Annotated in this window: 4 protein-coding genes; 3 read left to right on the top strand and 1 reads right to left on the bottom strand. The window is 49.0% G+C overall.

Going from position 1 to position 4,261, the window contains the following annotated elements; genetic code table 11:
* From HMPREF1548_RS12320 to HMPREF1548_RS12310, 3 genes are all read left to right on the top strand, one after another.
* The coding region (locus HMPREF1548_RS12320) for an amidase family protein (RefSeq protein WP_035321946.1) at positions 1-775 on the top strand (775 nt) is incomplete at its 5' end.
* 371 nt (positions 776-1,146) lie between these two features.
* Positions 1,147-2,415: a Y-family DNA polymerase gene (locus tag HMPREF1548_RS12315; RefSeq protein ID WP_035321944.1), complete on the top strand. Its 1,269-nt coding sequence runs from the start codon at positions 1,147-1,149 to the stop codon at positions 2,413-2,415.
* Complete coding sequence (locus HMPREF1548_RS12310) at positions 2,399-2,731, top strand: YolD-like family protein (protein WP_021636479.1); 333 nt, start codon at positions 2,399-2,401, stop codon at positions 2,729-2,731. The genes HMPREF1548_RS12315 and HMPREF1548_RS12310 overlap by 17 nt, the downstream gene beginning before the upstream one ends.
* Positions 2,732-2,929: 198 nt before the next feature.
* On the opposite strand, the gene HMPREF1548_RS12305 is transcribed toward HMPREF1548_RS12310, so the two are convergent.
* The coding region (locus HMPREF1548_RS12305; protein ID WP_021636478.1) for an MFS transporter at positions 2,930-4,261 on the bottom strand (1,332 nt) is incomplete at its 5' end.

Here is a 4,261-nt window from a genome sequence, read left to right as displayed (position 1 = left end):
CATTTCCGGGCCTGCCGCCGCCAACTCCGTCGTAGGCTTCAAGCCCTCCCGGGGCAGCATATCCGCCGAAGGAATCATGCCGTTGATTCAGGCGGTTGACACCCCCGGCCCCATCGCCAAATGTGTCAGCGATGCTTCCCTCGCCTACGGCGCCCTTTCCGGTTCCTATGCCGATCTTTCCGGACAGGAAGACGCCCTGAACGGCGCGGTGATCGGCCTGCTTACCTATGATTACAATCAGGAAGACATGATAACCCAACTGAAAACGGCGCTGGAGCATGCCGGCGCACAGGTAAAGGAGCTCCCCGGTATTCAGGATGTATCCGTGCAGAATATCATTTATCTGACCTTCCGCCGGGATTTTGAGGCGTATGCGTTAAAATACGGTCTTCCCATCACCACCCTGAAGGAGCTTATTGCTTATAATCAGGAAGATTCCAGACGGCGCATCCGTTATGGACAGGATCTTCTGGAAGCAGCGGACGGGGTGGAACAGTGCGATGACGGCCCCATAAAGGGTTCCATACAGGAAGCGCAGGGAATTCTGGATTCACTTTTTTCAGAGCACGGCCTGGATGCCGTCATTTTTCTGAACAGCACGGCCTCCGCCACTGTTTCCGCCGCTGGTTATCCTCAGTTGACGGTGCCCCTTGGCATGGATAAAAAAGGAGTCCCCCAGGGCGCGACCTTTGCTGCGGAATATGGCCGGGAGCGAAAGCTTCTGGAGCTTGGCTATTCCTTTGAACAAAATGTGCAGGGGCGGTTCCGGCCCTGAACGAAGGATTTTTTGCCAGGATTTTCCTGAGGCATTAGAGCCTTGCAGTTCGCCGCAGCCACAAAATCCATTTGATACTCGTAACAGTTCAGATAGCAGATCTGTTACTCCTGTTGCAATTATTCAGCTGTCCAGCCCTTTCACAGCTACTTTATTTTCCCTATATTTATCAAAAAATTTTTTGGTTGTTTACTTCGAACATCAGTTCTGCTATAATTAAATTAAACGGCTGCCCTGCAATGCTTTCTGCCGCCCTTCTTCTTTCTTCCCGGCATGCCAGCAGGGCGCAGCCTGCTCACTCTTACAGGCGGCGTACTCTGTTAAGCCAGGCCTGTGCAGGATAATATCCATATGGACTGGAGGTCCTGGGAATGTCTGACAGAATGTATTTATGTATTGATTTGAAATCTTTTTATGCTTCCGTAGAGTGTGTGGAACGCGGCCTCGATCCTCTTACCACCAATCTGGTTGTTGCGGATCCTGAACGTCACAGCGGCACTATATGTCTGGCCGTATCCCCCTCCATGAAAAGCATGGGCGTCAGGAACCGCTGCCGTGTATTCCAGATTCCCGACAATATGAAATATATCATGGCGCCGCCGCGCATGAAGTTATATATCGAACACTCCGCCAATATTTATTCCATTTATTTAAAATATGCGGCCAAAGAGGATATTCACGTATATTCCATTGATGAAGCCTTTCTGGATATCACGGATTATCTGCCTATGTACCGCCTTACAGCCAGGGAACTGGCCCTTCGCATCCTTCAGGACATCCGTGACACCACCGGCCTTCCTGCCGCCTGCGGCATCGGTACGAACCTGTATCTTGCCAAAATAGCCCTGGATATCACAGCAAAGCATAATTCTGATTTTATAGGCTATCTGGACGAAGAGACTTACCGTAAGACTTTATGGGATCACCGGCCGCTTACCGATTTCTGGCGGATCGGCCCCGGCATTGCCAGCCGGCTGTCGTCCATGGGAATCACCTCAATGGGCGAGGTTGCCCATATGGACGAAAAGCTTCTTTATAAAGCCTTCGGCGTTGATGCAGAATATCTCATCGACCATTCCTGGGGAAGGGAACCCACCACCATCGCGGAAATCAAAGCCTATAAATCAAAAAACAATTCCCTCTCCAGCGGCCAGGTGCTGTTTCGGGAATATAATTATGAAGAAGGGCTGCTCATCGTCAAGGAAATGGTGGATCTGCTCTGTCTTGACCTGGTGGATAAGGGCCTTGTCACGGATTCTATTTTTCTTTACGTGGGTTATTCCCGGGATACCGCAAAATCCTCCCACGGGACCTCCCCGCTCACCGTAACGACCAACTCCGTACGTGTCATTACCAAAGCTTTTTCCCTGCTGTATGAGAAAATAGTTAACAAAACCGCCCCTATCCGCCGCGTAAATATCGGCTTTAACAATGTGGTGGATGAGGCATACGAGCAGTACGATCTCTTTACCGACCCGGCCGAACTGGAAAAAGATCGGAAAATACAGATGGCCGTCCTGGACATCAAGAAAAAATTCGGCAAAAATGCCATCATGAAAGGAATGAACCTGGAGGATGCCGCAACTACCAGAGAACGGAATCTTCAGATAGGAGGTCATAAAAGTGGCGAATCAGACTAAGGCCGACCGTGCTAAAATTTTCATGCCCTTCGATGCAGTAAAAGGCTTCCGTGAAGCTCTTGCTGAAAAAGAGCGGATTATTGTTCCCAAAACAGAACTGTCAGAGGAGCGCAAGGAAGAGCTGGACCGCAGGCTGAGGATGATACACACCGGAGATATCATCACCGTCGTTTACTTTCATGACGGTGAATACGTAAAGCTCACCGGCATGGTCTCAAAATTCAATCCCGCCGGCAGAACGCTATCCATTGTTAATACCATGATACCCCTTGACGATATCCACGAACTGGAGAATTCTGCAGGAGATAATTTCTAGGGCAAACGAATATAAACCAGCCGGGGTGCAAACCTGCTTTAATAAATGGACGGAAAATCTCATCACAGCTATGCCCTGTGCGCCCTCCCTGTCCCACCACAACAAACGCTGCAGGCCTTTTTGCAGCCTGCAGCGTCTGACTATTATACATATTTAAAAATCCCGTTTCGTTTTTACGGTTTCTTTCCTAATCTTTTCTTACTGTTTCCCATGCTCCGCATCCCAGTCTTCATTTGCTTTTTCCACCTTCAGGGAATACAGAAGTATTATCATAATTATAACCATGATAAACGGGAACCACAGATACAGGAAGTTCAGCATATTAATACAGGACTGCGGCTGAATCTCCGCGTTTGCTATATAACCGCCGGCTGCGAGCAGCCATCCGGTTAATGCGGTACCGATGCCGCTTCCGATCTTAATTCCCAGTGAGGAACAGGAGTACATGGTTCCGTCAATCCTCTTGCCTTTTGTCCTGTAGGTATAATCGCTGGTTGCTGCAATCAGCGCGTTCAGATCTCCGGTCAGGGGGCTGACACAGAGTCCGGCAAGAACGGAGAAGCACAGCATCATGGGGATATTGCCCATCATTCCGCCCACAATAAAACCGATTCTCATAAAGAAAGCGATACAATACCCGAACAGATTTACCTTATACATTCCCTTTGCTTTTTTCACCAGCCAGGGAGTAAATGCCAGGCCGATAATCATCGGGAACATCTGCGCCGCGGAAAAGGTTCCCAGCAAAGCGGGATTGCCCAGCACATAGGTCATATAATAAATACCGATGCCCGCAATACCTGTCTGAATATAAGTCAGGACATAAACAGCTACAATAATCAGATAATATTTGTTCGCAAACAGAAGCTTGGCGGATTCCCAAAGGGACAGCTTATCTTCCCCTCCCTTTTCAGCGGAGGTCTGCACCTTTTCTTCTTCATCCGGCACTTCCTTTACAGACAGGACGGATATGGTATTTACCACCAGGCCGATAAGCCCGTACACAATTGCCACGTTACGCCAGCCTGCAGCGCCGCCGCCCATGGATGCCACTGCCTTAATGGTAATGGATGCCACTACCAGGTTGGTTGCCAGGGAAAACATGAACCGGATGGAGCCCATCTGCACACGTTCATTGTTATTTTTGGTGATAAGCGCTGTTAAAGATGCATATGCAATATTGTTTGCGGTATAGAATACAGCATTCAGCAGCGTGTATGCGATAAAGAAATAAGCATATTTTGCGGTATCACCCCAACTGGAGGGAATCGCAAAGATCGCAATCAGACATACTGTATTTCCTATGTAGGACCAGAGCATCCAGGGACGCGCTTTCCCCATTTTACTCCTGGTCTTGTCAATCAGGCTGCCGAAAAATACGTCCGTCACACCGTCTGCAAATTTTGAGAACATCATCAGAGTTCCTACAATACCTGCATTCAGCCCCACCGTATCCGTCAGATAGATCAGAACAAAGCTTGTCAACAGGGCATAGACCATATCAGCGCCGAAAGACGCTGGCAGGTTGTA

The organism is Clostridium sp. KLE 1755, from assembly GCF_000466465.2.
Classification (GTDB): domain Bacteria; phylum Bacillota; class Clostridia; order Lachnospirales; family Lachnospiraceae; genus Eisenbergiella; species Eisenbergiella porci.
Note: the sequence above shows the minus strand (reverse complement) of the source record. Positions and strands in the feature narration are given on the sequence as shown.